The organism is Ignavibacteriota bacterium, assembly GCA_016716225.1.
Taxonomy (GTDB): domain Bacteria; phylum Bacteroidota; class Ignavibacteria; order Ignavibacteriales; family Melioribacteraceae.
This window is the reverse complement of record JADJWT010000001.1, coordinates 1,209,114-1,226,886: the sequence shown is the minus strand read 5'-3', so window position 1 is coordinate 1,226,886 and position 17,773 is coordinate 1,209,114. Positions and strand designations below refer to the sequence as shown.

The window sequence follows — 17,773 nt, the reverse complement described above, 5'->3', positions numbered from 1 at the left end:
AACTGATAAAATAGTATCATTCTTTGCAAAAAATGATTAACATATTTTGTTTATTAAATGCTAATTTTTATAGAGAAAAAAATAAAGGTGAAAAATGCAAGTCAACTGGAAAGGCGTTTATCCGGCAATAACTACAAAGTTTACTGCAGATGATAACTTAGATTTAGAATTGTTTTCTAAAAATATTGAGTTTCAAATTGAAGCTGGAATTGATGGAATAATATTAGCCGGAAGTTTGGGTGAAGCCTCAACTTTATCAGATGAAGAAAAATTTATTTTAGTTGATGTAACAAAAAAAGTTGCCGGAGATAAAATTCCCGTAATTCTAAACATTGCAGAACAATCAACAAAAGAAGCTATTCGTATTGCAAAAGAAGCAGAACAAAAAGGTGTAGATGGATTTATGCTTTTGCCGCCAATGCGTTATGCCGCAGATAGTTTGGAAACTGTTGAATATTTTAAAGCTATTGCAAAATCAACAACTTTGTCAATAATGATTTATAACAATCCGATTGATTATAAAATTCCAGTAACTCTAGAAATGTTTGAACAACTTGCAGAATTAGATAATATAAATGCCGTAAAAGAATCAACTCGAGATGTAACCAACGTAACAAGAATGATAAATAAATTTGGAAAAAGATTTAAAATCTTATGCGGTGTTGATACAATTGCTTTAGAATGTTTAGCTCTTGGAGCAGATGGGTGGGTTGGGGGTTTAGTTTGTGCATTTCCAAAAGAAACAGTTGCAATTTATAGATTAACCAAATCCGGAAGAGTTGATGATGCTGTGAAAATTGCAAGGTGGTTTTTACCTTTACTTGAATTGGATATAAATCCCAAACTTGTACAAAATATTAAATTAGCAGAAACCTATACCGGCATTGGCTCAGAATATGTTAGAGCTCCTCGTTTACCGCTTTATGGAACAGAGCGAGAAAAAGTAAAAAATATTATTGAAACAGCTTTAGAAAATCGACCGGTTTTACCGGAATATTTAAGTATAAAAATTGAGAATAATTAATGATAACCGGAAAAAATTATATCGGAAATACTTTATCAAATAACGGCGAAAAAACATTTCAAGCATATAATCCAAATAATTTTGAAATGATGGAAGAAGTTTTTTACTGTGCAACTGAAGATGAATTAAATTCTGCAGTTAAATTAGCAAAATCTGCATTTCATAAATACAAAAATTTTTCTGGGATAAAAAAAGCAGAATTTTTAGAAAGTATTGCCGAAGAAATTTTAAATCTTGGTGATGAATTAATTCAACGATCAGTCTTAGAAACAGCTTTGCCGGAAGCAAGAATTATTGGTGAACGCGGAAGAACAGTTAATCAACTAAAAATGTTTGCACAATTACTCAAAGAAGGTTCTTGGGTTGAAGCTTCGATTGATACAGCAATTCCGCAACGTCAGCCAATTCCTAAATCTGATATAAGAAAAATGCGAGAAGCCATTGGTCCGGTTGTAGTTTTTGGTGCCAGTAATTTTCCGCTTGCATTTTCAACAGCCGGAGGAGATACTGCATCAGCTTTGGCTGCCGGTTGTCCGGTAATAGTAAAATCTCATCCGTCTCATCCAGGAACGAGCGAGCTTGTTGCTTCTGCAATTATCAAAGCTGCAGAAAAAACAAAAATGCCCAACGGTATATTTTCATTACTAAATGATTCTGGTTTCGAAATTGCAACAAAATTAGTTAATCATAAAGAAATTAAAGCTGTTGCATTCACTGGTTCTTTTAACGGAGGAAAATCTTTATTTGATATTGCAAATAAAAGAGAAGAACCTATTCCGGTTTTTGCAGAAATGGGAAGCATAAATCCAGTTTTTGTTTTACCAAATAAATTAAATGTTAATTATGAAAATGTTGCAACAAATCTCGCATCCTCAATTACCTTGGGCGCGGGACAATTTTGTACAAATCCCGGTTTAATTATTACTGTTGAAAATCCTAAGCTAAATTTATTTATTGAATCTTTAGCAAAAAAAATATACGAAAGTTCATCAAGTAAAATGTTGAACAAAGGAATTGTGCAAAATTATAATTTGCGAAGAAATAAAATGTTGGAAGAAAAAGGAATAAAGATTGAAGCAAATTCTTCACATGATAGTAATTTCGGTAATTCCACATTGGTTTCTACAAGCGCAGATAATTTTATAAATAATCCAAATTTGCATGAAGAAGTTTTTGGTCCATTTTCATTAATTGTAATTTGCAAAAATATTGATGAAATGAAAGTAGTTGCTAAAAAGTTAAAAGGACAATTAACTTCAACTTTTATTGCAGAAAAAAATGAACTTTTAGAAAATAATCATTTGATTGAAATTCTTAGAGATAAAGTAGGAAGAATAATTTTTAACGGTGTTCCTACCGGAGTTGAAGTTTGCGCTTCAATGCAGCACGGCGGTCCTTTTCCGGCAAGTACAGATTCAAGATTTACGTCTGTGGGAACGGATGCAGTTAAAAGATTTACACGACCAATTTGTTATCAAGATTTTCCGAATGAACTATTACCAGATGAATTGAAAAATGAAAATCCGTTAAATATTTGGCGCTTAGTAAATAATAATTTTACACAAAATAAAATTTAAATATGGCGAAGAAAACATTTTTTTGTATTGATGGACATACTTGCGGAAATCCCGTACGCATTGTTGCTGGCGGAGGTCCACTATTAAATGGTGAAACTATTTTTGAAAAACGACTTCACTTTATGAAAGAATTTGATTGGATTAGAAAAGGTTTAATGTTTGAGCCGCGTGGACATGATATGATGTCTGGAAGTATTTTGTATCCTCCTAGTAATCCAGAAAATGATATCAGCGTTTTGTTCATCGAAACAAGTGGATGTTTGCCAATGTGCGGTCACGGAACAATTGGAATGATAACAATAGCAATTGAAAATGGTTTGATAAATCCAATGGTAAAAGGTAAAGTTAGATTGGAAACTCCAGCCGGTTTGGTTCTTGTTGATTATAATCAAGTTGGAGAAAAAGTAAAATCCGTAAGACTTACAAATGTAGCCTCGTTTCTAGCGGGAGAAAATCTTTCAATAACAAGCTTGGCTTTGGGTGAATTAACAATTGATGTTTCTTACGGTGGAAATTTTTATGCAATTATTGATCCCCAAAAAAACTTTGGCGGAATAGAAAATTATTCGGCAGATCAATTAATTAGTTTTAGCAGAGAAATTAGAAATGAAATAAATAAAAAATATTTATTTAAACATCCGGAAAATGAACTTATATCCGGAGTCAGCCATATACAATGGACCGGAAAAACTATATCGCCAGAAGCAACTGCGCGCAATGCCGTATTTTATGGCGATAAGGCAATCGACCGTTCTCCTTGCGGGACGGGCACCTCTGCGAGAATGGCACAATGGTTTTCTAAAGGAAAGTTAAAGTTTGGTGATCAATTTATTCATGAAAGTATTATCGGTTCTCAATTTATTGGAAAAGTTGAAGCCGAAACAAAAGTTGGAAATTACAAAGCAATTATTCCAAGTATTGAAGGCTGGGCAAAAATTACCGGATACAATACAATTATTATTGATGACGATGATCCTTATGCTCATGGATTTCAAGTAATTTAGGAATTTTATTTATGAAAAAAGTTGTAATTATCGGTGGCGGTGTTTCGGGACTTTTCTCTGCATACTATCTAAATAAATTAAATTATGATGTCACAATAATTGATGAGCATAATTTTGATTACGGATGTTCGCATGGCAATGCTGGGCTTGTTGTTCCAAGCCATATTATTCCATTAGCTTCGCCAAGTATAATTCCTAAGGCAATTAAATGGATGTTCAATTCAAAATCTCCTCTTTCATTTTATCCAAGATTAAATAAAGATTTTATTTCTTGGTGTTTTAAATTTTTAAAACATGCAAATAATAAACATGTAAACGATTCAATAATTCCGTTAAGAGATATTTCTTTTTTAAGCAGTTGTTTATACAAAGAAGTTGCTGAAGAACTAGGTAATTCATTTGGATTAACAGACAAAGGTTTGTTGATGCTTTATAAAAATGAAAAAACTGCCAAAGAAGAAATTGAGCTTGCTAAGCTTTCCAATAAGTTTGAAATTGAAACAAAAATTCTATCAAAAAGTGAAATTCAAAATTTAGATCCAAATTGTAAATATGATGTAATTGGCGGAGTTCTATATTTAAGTGATTCTCATTTTACTCCAAATAATTTAATCTCCTCATTGGTAGAAAATTTAAAGTCAAAAAATGTGAATCTTGTTCCTAATGAAGTTATTCGAAAAATTAAATTCTCGAGTAAGCATATTAGGAGCGTTTCCAGCAGTAAAAATACTTATGAAGCCGATTTATTCCTATTTTCTTCCGGTGTTTGGACTTCCGAATTATTAAAGAAAATGAAAATTAATATGCCGTTAATGCCGGGAAAGGGTTACAGTTTTAATATTGATCAGAAAAATAATTTCCCAACCTACCCATCAATATTGGTTGATGAAAGAGTTGCCGTAACTCCAATGAACGGATTTTTAAGAATTGGCGGAAATATGGAGATTGATACTATCAATCATAAAGTTAGAACAAGTAGAGTAGAAAGTATGATTGAGTCGTTTAAAAAATATTATCCGGAATTAAATATTGAAACGCCAATTGAAGAAAATATTTGGCACGGATTACGTCCTTGTTCACCCGATGGGCTTCCATATATCGGGAATAGTAATAAATATAGTAATTTATTTATTGCAACCGGACATGCAATGTTGGGAATGAGTTTAGGACCCGCAACGGGAAAATTAATTTCCGAAATAATTTCAGATCAAAAAACTTCTGTTAATGTAGAAGCTTATAATCCGGAAAGATATAATTAATTTTAGGAAATTTTTGTTTCCAACTCAATTACCGTAATTTCCGGAGGCATTCCAACTCTACCGGGAAAACCAATATATCCAATTCCGGTATTTACATAAAGATTCTGATTTTTTTCTGTATAAAGTCCACCCCATCTTTTATAACGAATATTTACCGGACTCCATCTCCAGCCCGGAATTTCAATCCCAAATTGCGCTCCGTGTGTATGACCAGAAAGAGTTAAATCAATATTAGTAAATCCCAAAACTTGTTCATCCCAATGTGTTGGATCATGCGAGAGTAATATTTTAAATTTATCTTCATCAACATTTTCCATCGCTTTTTGCAAATCACCATATTGAGGAAATGGCGGAAGTCCCCAATTTTCTATACCAATTATTTCTATTTCTTCATCTTCAATTTTAATTTTTCTACTTTCATTGAGCAACAAATCTAAACCAATATTTTTTTGTAATTGCTTTAATCTTTCCAGATTATATGATTTATCAAGTTCAGACTTCCATTCAAAATATTCGCCATAATCATGATTTCCCAAAACAGAATATTTTCCATATTTCGAATTTATTTTGCTCAAAATCTCTAAAAAACTATCCATTTCTTCCGAAACATTATTAACCATATCTCCGGTAAATAAAAATAAATCGGGATTTAACGAATTTACTTTTTCAACAATTTCTTCAACAAAATCTTTCTGATTTAGTAAACTCCCAATATGAAAATCAGAAAGCTGAACAATTTTTAATCCGTTAAATTTTTTAGGTAATTTCTCGGAAAATATTTTTTCGTTTCTAACTGTTATGTTAAATCTTCCCCAGCCAATTCCATAAATTAAAGAAACAAACGGAATGCCCGCCGATATTATTCCAATTTGTGTTAAGAATTTACTTCTTGATATTTTTTTCGATTGAACTTCTTCGTGATTTAATTTTTTCTTTTTTGAAAAAATATGAATTGCTCCATGAATTAAATCATCAATAAAATTAAATACAATAAATATTAGTTTGGGAATGTAGAACAAAATGAATGTTCCCGATATAAAATGAAAATAAATTAAAAACTCTGCGGGATTAATTTGCTCTCGAATTAGCGGAATTAAAAACATTCCGGCAATTAGTATTACCGGAATAATCCAAAATAAAATTTTAATAATATTTTTTAACGATTTATTTAAATCAATAATTAATTTTTTTACTCCGCGATAAGCATAAAAATCAATTATCAAAAGCACAACACTGAAAATTGCAAATGCAATTATTTGATTATTTCTCATAATCTATTTTTCAAATTATTTTTATCATTTAAAATTGATTTAACCATTTTACCAAATTCTTTATCACGCTTTCTTCTTTCAACATAAGAACGTTCATAATATTCGGATTCTTTTTTCAGCTTAATAAAATTGTTATATCGTTTTTCTGAGATTACATTATTTTCTAAAGCTTCTAAAATTGCACAACCTTTTTCAACCGTATGTGTACAATCTGCAAACTGGCATTGTTCCATTAGACTTGTAATTTCATCAAAAGTTTTTTCAATTCCTTCACTAGCAGAAATATTTCCTAATTCTCTCATTCCGGGAGTATCAATAATCATTGCTCCGTTTTCTAAAATAACTAATTGCCGTGCCGTAGTTGTGTGTTTTCCTCTGTTATCACCTTTTCTAACTTCTTTTGTTTCAAACATATCTTTGCCTAAAATATTATTAAGCAAAGTTGTTTTCCCAACTCCGGATGAACCAATAAAACAATAAGTTTTTTTAGGTTGAAATATTTTTTTCAAATTTTCCAAATTATCTTCAAAATTACTGAACGCAAAAGTAGGAATTTCCGAATTTTCTTTTTTTAATCTATCAACTATTTTCTCTGTTTCATCAAAATTTAACAAATCAGATTTACTTAATAAAATTATTGGAATAACTTTAAATTCGTTCACCATTGTTAAATATCGCTCAAGTCGGTTGGAATTAAAATCATTATCAAGTGCTTGAATGATTATTGCAAAATCCACATTTGCAGCAATTAATTGAAAATCAATTTTCTTTCCCGGAGTTTTTCGAGAAAGTAAATTTTTTCTTTCCAAAACATTATGGATCAAAGCTGTTGAATCTTCATCGAAAATTTGGAAGTTTACAAAATCGCCAACTGTGGGAAAATCCAAGCTTGTATTTGCTGAAAACATAAGATTGCCGGTAACTTTTGCAAAATATTCATTAACGCCATCACTTATTTTGTAACTTTCTCTATGCACAGAAACAACGCGTGCAATTTTAAATTCTTTATTTATAGTTAATTTATTTTCATCCTCGTTTAAGCCAAGTGAGTAAATATTCATTTTAAATTTCTCCAAAAAATTATAGTTTACTTTTAGGATAGTTATTTCGAACTATCTAATTTTTTTTTTTGATGTAATTTTAGAAAGCAATTTGCTTAATAAAATTATTTTTAGGCAATCATAATTCGGTTTGTTTACTTGGCTATTTATTGAAATAAAAAATATGTTATTATAATTTTTAATTCAAGAAATTTGTATATAAAGATTTGGTAATTGTTGTAATTTTAATTTATAATTTTCTAATTAAAAAAATGATTACGAGTTTAATTACATTTTTTATTACCGGAATAATTTTTTCTGTTATTTCAATTCCATTGATTAAAAGAAAAATTAAAATAAATAATTGGTATGGAATTCGGCTTCCGCAAACAATGGAAAGCGAAGCGGTTTGGTATGAAGTAAACGAAAGAGCCGGGAGATATCTATTTTTCTTCGGAATATTACTTTCATTGTTATCCGTAATTTTATATTATTTTCCATTCATTGATGAAGTTTATACAATTTTTATTTTACTCGCATTTTTAATCGGCGGATCAATTTTAATAATTGTTTTATCAATAAAATATGCAAATAAATTTGAGAGTTTATGATTAATAAAAATTTTAATTGGGGAATTATTGGTCCCGGCAGAATTGCAAATAATTTTGCAAAAGCAGTTGAAGTACTTGAAAACACTAATGTTTATGCGGTTGCAAGCAGAAACAAAGATAGAGCTAAAGTTTTTGCAGATAATTATGGAATTATTAATATTTACAATTCTTACGAAGAATTAGTTAATGATCCGAAAATAGATGCTGTTTATATTGCAACTCCTCACCCATTTCATTTTGAACAAGCTTGGCTTACATTAAAAGCTGGTAAACCAGTTTTGTGCGAAAAACCTTTAACTATAAATTTTAACGAAGCTAAAAAATTATTTGATTTAGCAAAAGAAAATAATGTTTTTATTATGGAAGCAATGTGGACTCGTTTTCTTCCCATTTACAAGGTTGTGAGAAATTGGCTTGATGAAAATTTAATTGGAGAAATAAAATTATTAACTTCAACATTTGGTTATGCCTTTGAAAGAAATTTGGATGATAGATTTTTCAATCACCAATTAGCCGGAGGCGCTTTAATAGATTTGGGAATTTACTCAATTGCTGTATCACAATGGGTTTTAAGAAAAGATCCAATCTCGTTTTCCGCAAGTGGTTATTTGGGTGAAACGAATGTTGATGAAATGACTGCAGTGAATTTGAATTATGGAAATGGAATAATTTCACAATTTAGTTGCAATTTAATTTCACAAAACGAAAATTCATTTATAATTTATGGATCAAAAGGACATATAATAATTCATTGCATGTTTTGGGCTGCAACAAAAGCCACATTATATATTAACGAAAGTGAAATTACCGAGGAAAGACCTTTTCGCGCAACCGGTTTTGAATATCAGATTGAAGAAGCTATGGATTGCATAAAAACTGGTAAATTACAAAGTGATGAAATGTCTCATGAAAGAACTTTATCAAATATGAAGCTTATGGATGATATACGGAAATCAATTGGTTTAAAATATTCCTTTGAATAAAATTTTTTTTATCAACAATTTGTGAGATAAAAATGATACAGCTTAAACCAGAAAGAGTAATTGAATTTGTTGAAACAATAATTTATGGAATAATAATTTTGTTTTTAATTACCGGTTCTGTTCTGTTGATTTACGATGAAATAAATACAATTTCACACTACTTTAACTCTCCAAATTCCGTTGAAGTAATAATAGAAATTATTGCAAAAACCCTATTGTTAATAATGATAATTGAAATTATGTACACGGTCAGAATTTCAATTAAAAACCATACTCTTTGCGCCGAACCATTTTTGATTGTTGGATTAATCGCTTCTATACGAAGAATATTGATTATAAGTGTTGAAACATCCTATGAACATGAATTTTTTCAAAACTTTATGATTGAAATAGGTGTTTTAGTAATGCTGGTTTTAATATTTGTAATCTCAATAGTTTTGTTAAATAAAAAAGTGGAAAATGCTCAAACTTCCATTCGTAATTAAAAATTTCTGCATCTTGAAATTGTAAAAAGGGCAATTCTTTTTCTCTGCATATTTAACAATTTCTTAAAATTAAATTCTCTAACTTCACATAAAAAAAATTAGAGAATAATTTATTTGCGAAACATTTTTGTTATTACATTTTTAATTCTTCTTCAAATAAATCAATATGCTCAAACAAAATCATTTACGTTAAGCGGATTTATTTTTGATTCCAACTCCGGTGAAACTTTAATTGGTGCAAATATTTTTGTTAAAGAATTAAGTGTTGGAGCGGCTTCAAACGAATATGGATTTTTTTCACTCACTATTCCCTCCGGAAAATATAATGTAGAAATAAGTTTTGTTGGATTTGAAAAACAAACTCTTGAATTAAATTTATCCGAGAATATCAAACAGAATATTCAACTTAAAAGTTCATCTTTCAATTTAGATGAAGTTGTTGTTTCTGATAAAAAAGCTGATGAAAATGTTAAATCAACCCAAATGGGAACAACTGAAATTGTTCCGAAAGAAATTGAAAAAGTTCCGGTTATTTTTGGCGAAAAAGATATTTTAAAAACAATACAACTTCTGCCGGGAGTTTCTTCTGCGGGCGAAGGTAACAGCGGATTTATTGTACGCGGCGGATCTGCAGATCAGAACTTAATAATTCTTGATGAAGCTCCGGTTTATAATGCTTCACATTTAATGGGTTTTTTCTCCGTCTTTAATTCCGATGCAATAAAAAGTGCAAAAATTATAAAGGGTATAAGTGGACCAGAATACGGCGGAAGATTAAGCTCTGTGCTGGATATTTCAATGAAAGACGGAAGCACAAAAAATTATTCAGCCTATGGAGGAATTGGATTAATATCATCGCGATTAACTGTTGAAGGACCAATTTCTGAAAATAACGGTTCATTTATTTTTGCTGGTAGAAGAACTTATGCAGATTTATTCTTCCCGCTTTTCGGAGATGACGAACTGAAAAACTCTGCATTATATTTTTATGATTTTAACGGAAAAATAAATTATATACTTGGTGAGTCTGATAGAATTTATCTTTCTGGTTATAATGGAAGAGACATTTTTAATTTTAATGATGAGTTTGGATTTGATTGGGGAAACACCACTGCAACTTTAAGATGGAATCATATTTTTAACGAAAAACTTTTTTCCAATTCAACATTAATTTACAGTGATTATAATTATGATATAAATATTGAAGATGCCGAACAATCAACAACAGTAAGCTCGGGAATACGTGATATAAATTTTGAACAAGATTTTCAATATTACTTTAATACAAAGAATACTTTTAAATTTGGACTAAACGGAATATATCACACATTTCTTCCTGGTGAAATTTCTGTTACCGGAAATACAAATTTCAATTCAAAAAAAATTGAAAATAATTACGCAATTGAGAGCAATTTTTATTTTGGTCACGAGTGGAATTTAAATGAAATATTTAAACTTAATTACGGAATTAGATATTCATCTTTCAATTTGATTGGAAGCGGAAAAGTTTATTCTTTTGATGAAGATGGAAATTTAATCAATACAAAAAATTATACCAGCGGTGAATTAATCAAATCTTTTAATTTTCTTGAACCAAGATTTTCTGCAAATTATTTATTAAATGAAACAAGTTCAATAAAATTAGGCTATGCAAGAAATACTCAAAATATTCATCTTCTTTCAACAGCATCTACATCTACACCTTTAGATATTTGGCAGCCAAGCACATCAACTGTTAAACCTGAAGTTTCCGATTTAATTTCTTTTGGATTTTTCAAAAACTTTAGCAACAACGCTTATGAGTCTTCTATCGAAATTTATTATAAAGATATGCAAAATTTAATTGAATATAAAAACGGCGCTGATATTTTCTTAAATGAATTTATTGAATCTCAATTAGTATTTGGTGATGGATGGTCTTACGGAGCTGAATTTTATTTTGAAAAAAAAGTTGGAAAGTTTACCGGATGGATTAGTTACACATTATCAACAACAGAAAGAAAATTTGCAAAAATTAATAATGGAAAAAGTTTTCCCGCAAGACAAGATAGAACTCACGATGTTGCTTTGGTTGGAATTTATAATTTAAATGATAATTGGTCGTTATCTGCAAATTGGATTTATTATACCGGACTTGCGGCAACTTTTCCAAGTGGAAAATATGAGATTGATGGACAAACAATAAATTTATACACGGAAAGAAATGGTTACAGAATGCCGGATTATCATAGACTTGATATAGGGGCAACTTATTATTTTAATCGCTCAAACGAAAAAGAAATGAGTTTATCAATTTCAGCGTATAATGTTTATGCAAGAGAAAACGCTTTCAGAATTACTTTTGAAGAAGATGAAAATGATCCCACAAAAACACAAGCTATAAAATTGGCATTGTTTTCAATTGTTCCATCAATAACTTTTAATTTTAGATTTTGATAAAAATGTGAAACGAAAAATGTGAAAAGTGAAAGGTTAGAAAAAAATCAAAATATTTTAAATAGAAAAAAACTTTATCATGTTTTGTATTGGAATAATATAAATGAAAAATAAATTTTTATTAATATTTTTTGCATTGATTTTTCACAGTTGTGAAGAAGTTATAGAACTTGATTTAAATTCTGCCGATCCAGCAATTGTAATTGAAGCAAATTTAACAAATTCTCTTGAAAAAAATTTTGTTCAAATTATTAAATCAACCGATTTTTATAATCCAGGAAACTATGAAAATATTTCAAACGCAGAAGTTAAAATTTCAGTAAATAATACTGAAGAATTTTTACTTTCGGAAATTTCACCCGGAAAATATTTTCATCAAAATTTAATCGCAATTCCGGAAAATGAATATTTAATAAGTGTTAATTATATTGATAAAAATTATTCAGCTGTTTCTTCGGTTCCAAAAACAATTATTATTGATAGTCTTTCTTATTTACTTGAATCACGTCCGTTCAATAAAGATAAAAATTTCCTTGAACTTCATGTGCATTTTAAAGATGATCCAAATAAAAAAGATTATGCAAGATTTGTTGTTTACAAAAACGATAAAAGACTTGATGGAATTTTTCTTTATGATGATAGACTAACAAACGGAAATTATATTGATTTTTTCTTTTTTAATTTTGATGATGAAGAAGAATTTAAGTCCGGTGATAAAATTAATTTGGAACTTCACTCAATAGATGAAGCAACTCACATATATTTAAAGACTCTTCGGAGTGCAAATTCAAGAGGCGGTCCATTTGGATCTTCTGCGCCGGCAAACCCGGAAACAAATTGGAATAATAATGCATTAGGATATTTCAGCGCTTTTACAATTTCTGAAAAATCAATTGTTTTGAAATAATTGATTTTTATTTAAAAATAATTTGCAAAAAAAGACATAAAACTCTTGCATTTGTTTGCCAATCTGTTAAATTATATCATAGAAACAAAACTAAATACTTCTCTCCTTGAATGGAAGTTAAAATAGGAGATGATAAAATGAAAACTTCAAAAAACAAAAAAGAATTTCTTTCTAAAGTTGTTCCATTTTTTTTAATCTGCCTAATTTCTTATTTAATAATTGGATGTGCAAGTTCATCAGAAATGCGCGTTTCAGAATTTAAATTTAATTATTCCGGTCAAAATTACGTTTTAAGATCAGCTTATTGTCCAAATAATCCTAAGTCATGCAATCAGATTATCGGCTCTAATTTCATTGCTGCAGATTTGAATCAAGACAGAATTATTGATGAAGTAATTAATGGTGAAATCTCAATTTCTACAGCACAAAATATTTACGATTATTGTCTTGATGCATTAGAAAAGCAAGGAAAAGTTAATCAAATTGATTTGGGAAATACTACATTTTCTTTTATTGAAAATAATACCATTTATGAAATAAAAAGTTTTTCATCTATTAAAAGTGCTCATTTTAATCAATTTTCAATAAAGGAAAAGTTTAAAATTATTGAATATAAAATTTCGGTTTTTGTGGATAACAATGCTGATGGAAATCTTGATGAAACTTTGAAAGGTAATATAACAATTTCTGAAGCTCAAGAAAAATATAAAACCATAATTGAAAAAGGTTTGAAAATGAATAAGCTTTCTAAAATTAATGGTTTTATTTTAAGTAAATAGTCCATTTTAGAAATTCTTAAATATTATAACATTCTTAAAAAAATAAATTGCATAAATGATTGTTGTTCATTATATTAACATTGTTAATTAAATAAACTTTGATAAACATATTAACAATGATCATGGACAACAAAATAATTCAAGAAGAAAGAATGAAAAGTTATTTCATTCAAGCAACAAAAAAAATACTAAAGAGCGAGGGTTTAAAAACCGTAAATGTTAGAAATATTGCAAAAGAAGCTGGTTATTCTTATGCAACACTCTATAATTATTTTAAAGATATAAAAGATCTTGTTTTTGAATGTGTAAAAGATTTTCAATCGGAATGCGTAGACATTGTAAAAATTGAAACACAAACCAGTCCAAAAGGTTTAGATAGAATCAAAAAGGTTACAATATCTTATATGAAATATTTTGTTCAATATCCGGGAATATTTGAATTGTTCTTTCTTGAAAAAGCAAATGATCTTGGTCAAAAAAAGCAAACAATAAATTTTATCTATAATTTTTATGATAAACTTTGCGACGAAGATTGGAATTATTGTATTGAAAACAATATTTGTACAAAAGAAATTGCAGATTTAAAAATGGAATCTTTGAAAAATTTATCTATCGGAATTTTACTTTTTTATTTGAACAGATTTAATCCTGAAAGTTATGCGGATTTCGTCAAAATAACTGAAAGACAAATTGATAGTATTTTGAGTTAGAAAATTAAACTGGTTCTTCGTGACTTAAACAGTGGATTGTTCCCAATCCCCAAACCAAATCTACGGAATGAATTCCTATTACTTCTCTATCCGGAAAAAATTCTTTAATAATATTTAAAGCAATTCTGTCATTAGGATCGTTAAATGTCGGGACTAAAACAGCGTAATTCGAAATGTAGAAATTTGCATAACTTGCGGGAAGTCGCATTCCTTCAAAAATAATTGGCGATGGCATCGGAAGTTTAACCACATTGGGTTTAGAACCGTTTTCTAATTTTACATTTTCAAGAATTTCTAAATTTTTTTTTAAATTTGTGTAATTTTGATCGGATGAATTTTCTTCATTACAAATTAATAAAGTGTTGGAATTTACAAATCTGCCCAAATCATCAACGTGTCCGTGTGTATCATCTCCGGCAATTCCATTTTTCAACCAAATTACATTTTTAATTCCAAAATATTTTTTGAAAATTTCTTCATAATCTTTTTTCGTAAAACCGGGATTTCTAGTTTGAACTTTTTCATCAAGCAGACATTCTTCTGTTGTTAATAAAGTTCCGTTTCCGTTAATATCAATTGAACCGCCTTCCAAAACAACATTTTTATTTTTGTGAATTGCAGATTCAGTTTCAACATTTAAATGTTTTGCTAAAATCTGCGGAATTTTTTTATCCAATTTATGATTTGAATATTTCGCCCAACCATTAAAAGTAAACTCAATTGCTTTTGTTTTATTTCCTACTTTAACAAATACTGGCGAAGAATCACGCATCCAGCCTCGATCAGATTTGGCAATTATAAAATCTATATTTTCTGAAAATATTTCTGCACGAAGCAAATAATTTTTAACTTTTTCTTGATGATTTTTTGATTGAACAATTATTCTAACAAATTCTCCGCGTGATAAATATTTTACAATTTCCGTGTAAACCCAATGAATGGGCATGAACTTTCCGGGCCAATCTTCTTTTTGGTGAGGCCAGCAAATTATTGTCGATTTATGTTCTTCCCACTCAGCCGGATATCTTAAATTTTTGTTCATTACTTTTCATCCAAAAATCTTTTTGTAATTCCATCATATGCATCAATTCTTCTATCGCGCAAGAATGGCCAATTTCTTCTAATTGTTTCAATATGATTTAAATCTATTTCTGCTAATAAAATTTCTTCTTTATCCTCAGAAGCTTTAGCTATAAAAACTCCTTGAGGATCACAAATAAATGATGAGCCCCAAAATATAATTCCGTCTTGCTCTTTAACAGTTTTCTCAAATCCTATTCTGTTTACAGAAGCAACATAAACTCCGTTTGCAATTGCGTGTGATCTTTGAATTGTAACCCAAGAATCTTGCTGAGCTTTTCCGTATCTTTCTTTTTCGGATGGATGCCAGCCAATAGCGGTGGGATAAAATAAAACATCAGCACCTTTTAAAGCTGTTAATCTTGCACCTTCCGGAAACCATTGATCCCAGCAAATTAATGTTCCAATTTTTCCGAATTTGGTTTGGAAAGTTTTAAATCCTAAATCGCCCGGAGTGAAATAATATTTTTCATAAAATGCCGGATCATCGGGAATGTGCATTTTTCTGTAAACTCCTAAAACTGAACCATCAGCATCAATAATTACATTACTGTTATGATAAATTCCGGGTGCGCGTTTTTCAAAAATTGGTACAATTATCGAAACTTTATTTTTCTTTGCAGATTTCTGAAATGCTGCTACAGAAGGACCATCAACAGTTTCCGCCAAATTAAAAAGTGATGAATCTTCTTTCTGACAAAAATATTGTGAACGGTAAAGTTCCGGCAGACAAATAACTTGTGCGCCTTTATTTGCAGCTTTATCAACCCAAGATAAAGTTTTTTTTGTGTTATCTTTTAAATCAGACGAAAAAGCAAGCTGTAAAAGTCCAATAGTATATTTATTATTTTTTGTTTTGCTCATTTTATAATCCCTAACTTTAATGAAAGAAATATAAAAAAAACTTTTTATTTTCAATTTTATAATTTGTAATAGTTTCTGCGATTAACTTGATTTTTGAACGAAACATTATAATTTTATAATTAGGTTTTAAAGTAATTATCAATTTCAAACAAAATAAAGGAAATAATTTATGGGAATTTTATCTTGGATAGTTTTTGGGTTGATAGCTGGTGCAATTGCTAAATTCATTATGCCCGGTAAAGATCCTGGCGGTATGATAATTACAATTTTAATTGGTGTTGCCGGAGCTTTTGTCGGAGGTTTTATTGGTTCATTTCTAGGATTGGGAGATATTACCGGATTTGATTTCAGAAGTTTCGCAATGGCAATTGCTGGTTCAATTATTTTACTTTTCATTTATCGAAAATTTAAATCAAAATAAATAATTTGAGAGCACATAATTTTTGTATGCTCTCATTTTTTTCTTTTAATATTTCTTCAATTATCTCTTAAGTTTAATAAAACAATTCTTATTTTTAAATAAGTTTTAATTGAATGGAGATAAATTATGAATTCCCAAAATTCAAATTCCTTTAACAATTCAAGAAGAGATTTTATTAAAAAAGTATCTATTGGTGCCGGAGCACTTTCATTTGGCTTTGCTTCGCCATTGTTTAAGAATAAAAATTTTCTAAATGATAAAAATAATAAAATGGGAATTGCACTCGTTGGACTTGGGAATTACAGCAAAAATAATTTAGCTCCCGCGCTTCAAGAAACTAAAGAATGTTATCTTGCCGGAATTGTTACCGGAACTCCTTCCAAAGCAGATGAATGGTCAAAGAAATACAATATTCTACAAAAAAATATTTACAATTATGAAAATTTTGATAACATAATTAATAACGATGAAATAAAAATTGTATATGTAGTTTTGCCAAATTCAATGCACGCAGAGTTTACAATCCGCGCGGCAAAAGCCGGAAAACATGTAATCTGCGAAAAGCCAATGGCAATGGATGTGAAAGAATGCAAAGAAATGATTGACGCTTGCAATGAAAATAATGTTGGGCTTTCGATTGGTTACAGAATGCAATACGAACAGCATACAATTGAAATTATCCGAATGGCGAGAGAAAAAGAATTTGGAAATTTGGTTACAATAAATGCCGGTGCTGGATTTTTTATGGGAAACACAAATGCATGGCGGGCAAAAAAAGCAATGGGCGGCGGTGCAATGCAAGATATTGGGGTTTATTCATTGAATGCGGCAAGATATGTAACCGGCGAAGAACCAATTTCAGTAACAGCTCAAAGCTATAACTCGCGACCAAATGAATTAACAGAAATTGATGAAACCGTTACTTTCCAACTATTATTTCCGAGTGGAGTAATTGCAAATTGTATGGGAAGTTTTGGATTGGGAATTTCTAATCTTTATGTTCAAGCAAGAACTGGCTGGTTTGGCTTAAATCCCTTTTCATCTTATAGAGGAATTAAGGGAATTAGTTCTAAGGGACCAATTCAATTTACCGAGAAAAATCAACAATCAGTTCAAATGGACGAAATGGCAATTTCGTTTAGAGATAATAAACCCTTAAAAGTTACCGGTGAAGAAGGATTAAAAGACGTAAGAATTATTAACGCAATTGAAGAATCAATTAGAACTAATTCAAAAATTATGTTATAAATTTAAAAATCTTAAAATAAATAGAACGCAGATTTTACTGATCTATTATGATTTTCGCGGATAAATCTTTGATG

At 29.6% G+C, this 17,773-nt stretch carries 17 protein-coding genes; 13 read left to right on the top strand and 4 right to left on the bottom strand.

Annotated features, from left to right (window positions below; genetic code table 11):
* Positions 1-94: 94 nt before the first annotated feature.
* The 4 genes from IPM32_05235 to IPM32_05220 are packed head-to-tail and all read left to right on the top strand — an operon-like array spanning position 95 to position 4,864.
* Positions 95-1,024, top strand: a complete 930-nt coding sequence (locus IPM32_05235; GenBank protein ID MBK8944661.1) for a dihydrodipicolinate synthase family protein — start codon at positions 95-97, stop codon at positions 1,022-1,024.
* Positions 1,024-2,601: an aldehyde dehydrogenase (NADP(+)) gene (locus tag IPM32_05230; GenBank protein ID MBK8944660.1), complete on the top strand. Its 1,578-nt coding sequence runs from the start codon at positions 1,024-1,026 to the stop codon at positions 2,599-2,601. The genes IPM32_05235 and IPM32_05230 overlap by 1 nt, the downstream gene beginning before the upstream one ends.
* A 2-nt stretch (positions 2,602-2,603) precedes the next feature.
* Positions 2,604-3,605, top strand: coding sequence for a 4-hydroxyproline epimerase (locus IPM32_05225; protein ID MBK8944659.1), 1,002 nt, complete (start codon positions 2,604-2,606; stop codon positions 3,603-3,605).
* 11 nt (positions 3,606-3,616) lie between these two features.
* Positions 3,617-4,864, top strand: a complete 1,248-nt coding sequence (locus IPM32_05220) for an FAD-dependent oxidoreductase (GenBank protein ID MBK8944658.1) — start codon at positions 3,617-3,619, stop codon at positions 4,862-4,864.
* Positions 4,865-4,866: 2 nt separating this feature from the next.
* On the opposite strand, the gene IPM32_05215 is transcribed toward IPM32_05220, so the two are convergent.
* Both IPM32_05215 and rsgA read right to left on the bottom strand, forming a co-directional pair.
* Entirely contained in the window at positions 4,867-6,135 is a 1,269-nt protein-coding gene (locus IPM32_05215; GenBank protein ID MBK8944657.1) for a metallophosphoesterase, read from the bottom strand.
* A complete protein-coding gene (gene rsgA / locus IPM32_05210) occupies positions 6,132-7,196 on the bottom strand; it encodes a ribosome small subunit-dependent GTPase A (protein ID MBK8944656.1) in 1,065 nt (354 codons plus the stop codon). Before rsgA ends, IPM32_05215 begins: the two co-directional genes overlap by 4 nt.
* Before the next feature lie 251 nt (positions 7,197-7,447).
* Here rsgA and IPM32_05205 point away from each other — a divergent pair, with 251 nt between their 5' ends.
* The 7 genes from IPM32_05205 (at position 7,448) to IPM32_05175 (ending at position 14,086) form a co-directional block, all read left to right on the top strand.
* Positions 7,448-7,786: an SdpI family protein gene (locus IPM32_05205; protein ID MBK8944655.1), complete on the top strand. Its 339-nt coding sequence runs from the start codon at positions 7,448-7,450 to the stop codon at positions 7,784-7,786.
* Positions 7,783-8,769: a Gfo/Idh/MocA family oxidoreductase gene (locus IPM32_05200; GenBank protein ID MBK8944654.1), complete on the top strand. Its 987-nt coding sequence runs from the start codon at positions 7,783-7,785 to the stop codon at positions 8,767-8,769. Before IPM32_05205 ends, IPM32_05200 begins: the two co-directional genes overlap by 4 nt.
* Before the next feature lie 32 nt (positions 8,770-8,801).
* Positions 8,802-9,254 (top strand): hypothetical protein, encoded by a 453-nt coding sequence (locus IPM32_05195; protein MBK8944653.1) that lies wholly within the window; start codon positions 8,802-8,804, stop codon positions 9,252-9,254.
* Between the two features lie 132 nt (positions 9,255-9,386).
* Entirely contained in the window at positions 9,387-11,690 is a 2,304-nt protein-coding gene (locus IPM32_05190) for a TonB-dependent receptor (protein ID MBK8944652.1), read from the top strand.
* 103 nt (positions 11,691-11,793) lie between these two features.
* Entirely contained in the window at positions 11,794-12,597 is an 804-nt protein-coding gene (locus IPM32_05185) for a DUF4249 domain-containing protein (GenBank protein ID MBK8944651.1), read from the top strand.
* A 137-nt stretch (positions 12,598-12,734) separates the two neighbouring features.
* The gene (locus tag IPM32_05180) at positions 12,735-13,376 is read left to right on the top strand and encodes a hypothetical protein (protein ID MBK8944650.1); all 642 of its coding nucleotides are present in this window, start codon (positions 12,735-12,737) and stop codon (positions 13,374-13,376) included.
* 152 nt (positions 13,377-13,528) lie between these two features.
* Positions 13,529-14,086 carry a TetR/AcrR family transcriptional regulator gene (locus tag IPM32_05175; GenBank protein MBK8944649.1) on the top strand — a complete coding sequence of 186 codons (558 nt, stop codon included), beginning with the start codon at positions 13,529-13,531 and terminating at the stop codon, positions 14,084-14,086.
* A 4-nt stretch (positions 14,087-14,090) separates the two neighbouring features.
* On the opposite strand, the gene IPM32_05170 is transcribed toward IPM32_05175, so the two are convergent.
* Together IPM32_05170 and IPM32_05165 are read right to left on the bottom strand one after the other, a co-directional pair.
* Positions 14,091-15,128 (bottom strand): agmatine deiminase family protein, encoded by a 1,038-nt coding sequence (locus IPM32_05170; protein ID MBK8944648.1) that lies wholly within the window; start codon positions 15,126-15,128, stop codon positions 14,091-14,093.
* Positions 15,128-16,030, bottom strand: a complete 903-nt coding sequence (locus IPM32_05165; GenBank protein MBK8944647.1) for a carbon-nitrogen hydrolase — start codon at positions 16,028-16,030, stop codon at positions 15,128-15,130. The genes IPM32_05170 and IPM32_05165 overlap by 1 nt, the downstream gene beginning before the upstream one ends.
* A 169-nt stretch (positions 16,031-16,199) precedes the next feature.
* On the opposite strand from IPM32_05165, the gene IPM32_05160 reads away from it, so the two are divergent.
* A complete protein-coding gene (locus tag IPM32_05160; GenBank protein MBK8944646.1) occupies positions 16,200-16,451 on the top strand; it encodes a GlsB/YeaQ/YmgE family stress response membrane protein in 252 nt (83 codons plus the stop codon).
* Positions 16,452-16,577: 126 nt separating this feature from the next.
* Positions 16,578-17,699, top strand: coding sequence for a Gfo/Idh/MocA family oxidoreductase (locus tag IPM32_05155; GenBank protein MBK8944645.1), 1,122 nt, complete (start codon positions 16,578-16,580; stop codon positions 17,697-17,699).
* Positions 17,700-17,773 lie beyond the last annotated feature (74 nt).